3 protein-coding genes are annotated in these 2,252 nt (G+C 62.5%); 2 read left to right on the plus strand and 1 reads right to left on the minus strand.

The genetic code is table 11. The features are described 5' to 3' along the window. On the minus strand, nucleotides 1–278 hold a 278-nt coding region (locus tag AB0B58_RS42250), incomplete at its 3' end, for a hypothetical protein (RefSeq protein ID WP_360237048.1). Between the two features lie 134 nt (nucleotides 279–412). Here AB0B58_RS42250 and AB0B58_RS42255 point away from each other — a divergent pair. Together AB0B58_RS42255 and AB0B58_RS42260 are read left to right on the plus strand one after the other, a co-directional pair. After that, entirely contained in the window at nucleotides 413–1,636 is a 1,224-nt protein-coding gene (locus AB0B58_RS42255; RefSeq protein ID WP_360237051.1) for a helix-turn-helix transcriptional regulator, read from the plus strand. Between the two features lie 18 nt (nucleotides 1,637–1,654). Beyond that, on the plus strand, nucleotides 1,655–2,131 hold the full coding sequence (locus tag AB0B58_RS42260; RefSeq protein WP_360237054.1) for an NUDIX hydrolase: 477 nt from the start codon (nucleotides 1,655–1,657) through the stop codon (nucleotides 2,129–2,131). The last annotated feature ends 121 nt before the right edge of the window (nucleotides 2,132–2,252 follow it).

Below are 2,252 nucleotides of genomic sequence, written 5' to 3' on the forward strand. Positions count from 1 at the left end.
GCGCGGAACGCGACGCCGTTACGACCGTTGGTCGCCCACGGAATGGCCTCGAGCTGCTCGATGGCGACGAGCTGTCCCACCGTCACGTTCGGCTTCTCACCAGCCGTAGTGATGGCGATGACCTCACCGCCGGTCTCGTCGAGCACGATGACCTGGGTCGACCACATCAGCCGGCCCGTTCCCTTCTCGGAACGCTGATTGCCGTTCTGGTCGTTCTTCGTCTCGGTGGGCTTCGACACCGTGACCTGCTTGCCGGTCGTGTCCACGTACAGCTTCACGAGGGTTCCTCCCCTGTCTTGAGCGCGTCCCCAGTGGACGACTGCTCTTCTGATCACGAACGTACGACCAAATTCGGGTTCGAACCTGGAATACTTTTCAGGGGACCTTCGGCTGCTGACGGGATGATGAGTCCATGCGAGGTATCGGAGAAGAACTCACCGTTGGTGAGCGGATCGCGTGGTACCGACGCCGCCGGGGCATGTCCCAAGAGGTGCTGGCAGGAATCGTCGGGCGCACTGTTGATTGGCTGAGCAAGATCGAGAACAGCAGAATCGATCTTGACCGCCTTTCAGTGATCAGGAGCGTCGCCGAGGCACTGGACGTCACCGTTGGTGATCTTGTCGGGGAACCCACGCTGCTGGAATGGAACTCAGAGAGCGGAACCAAGACTGTTGCTGGACTCCGTGACGCACTCCTCAACTACCGACAGCTGTCGCCCTTCATGCAGCCATCCGGGGAGGAAGCGCCGAGCGTCACCACACTCGGCGCAAGCGTCGATGCAGTTTGGAGCGCCTACCAAGACTCACGCTACGGCTACGTCGTCGCGCGTCTGCCCGAGCTGTTGGCCAGCGCACAAGCCGCAACACAGACCCTGAGCGGCGACGACCAGAGTCGCTCCTTCGCTCTGCTCGGGCTGTCCTACCAAGCGACGGCGGTACTGCTGACCAAACTCGGCGAGGCCGATCTCGCCTGGATAGCGGCTGAACGGGGATTCACGGCAGCTCAGAGAAGCGCAGACGTGGTAGTAATCGGCTCCCTGTTCCGCTCGGTAACCCACACGCTGCTATCGACCGGTCGCTATACCGAGGCCACCAAGCTGACCAACGACGCAGCCGCCTACCTTCAACCGGGCTTAGCTGCCGCTGGACCGGAGTATCTGTCAGTTTACGGCACCTTGCTACTTGCCGGATCGGTCGCAGCAGCACGAGCGGAGGACCGCTCATCGGTCCAGTCGTTCCTCAACGAGGCAGACGAAACGGCCCGTCGACTGGGCCACGACAGCAACTACCTTTGGACTGCTTTTGGTCCGACCAATGTCAGCATTCACCGGGTGACTACCGCAATGGACCTGGGTGACGTACAGCTAGCCATCGACCTGGGACCACGGGTCGACACCAGCGCTCTCCCGATCGAGCGGCAGGTCAGGCATGCCCTGGAGACCGCTCGGGCGCTCAGCGCACGGAACTTGACGAAGGAGGCACTGACCGCGGTACTCGCCGCGGAGCAAAAGGCTCCCGAGCAGGTTCGGCACCACGCGATCAGCAGGCAGCTGGTCCAGACCTGGATGCGGCGCGGCCGAGGACGTCCGAGCTTCCAGCTCGCCGGGCTCGCTCAGCGGGTGCGCGTCGCAACGTAGGTCCGTAAAGTCTCAGCTGTGATCGACTCTGCAGAGAACGCGCGTCCGTTCGCTACTCCTCGGGTAGCAGCGGGCGCGCTTTTCGTTGACGACCAAGACCAGGTCCTGCTCCTCCATCCGACGTACAAGTCGTATTGGGAAATCCCGGGCGGCTACATCGAGGCTTCCGAGAGCCCTCTTGACGCTTGCCGGCGCGAGGTCAAAGAGGAGCTGGGCCTTCAGGTCAACGTCAAGTCGCTGCTTGCCATCGACTGGGCACCCCACCCGGAAGAGGGTGACAAGATGCTGTTTGTGTTCGACGGCGGCAAGCTCAGCACGGAGCAGCTAGCAGCGATCAAGTTTGCAGACGGAGAGATCGACGAATGGTCATTCGTCCCTGAGAGTCGGCTCGATGAGCTGACCGTCCCGAGGCTGGCGCGCCGCATCCGCCAGGCCCTGCAAGCTCGCAGGCAGCGGCGGACCGTCTATCTGCAAGAGGGCGCAGTTCCTGCATAGAGCGGCAGGGCCGGTCGGCAGCCGGATGCCGAGTCTCAGGACCTGGGTGACAGATCAGTCTCAGGACGTGGGTGACACTTCCGGCTAGATGATCTTTCTGGGTAGGTGTGGGTTAGACCGG

This window comes from Actinoplanes sp. NPDC049118, assembly GCF_040648555.1.
Classification (GTDB): Bacteria; Actinomycetota; Actinomycetes; order Mycobacteriales; family Micromonosporaceae; genus Actinoplanes.

Excerpts from the sequence above, each read along its gene's own strand:
- AB0B58_RS42255 (WP_360237051.1), top strand. The coding sequence starts at position 413 with ATGCGAGGTATCGGAGAAGAACTCACCGTTGGTGAGCGGATCGCGTGG.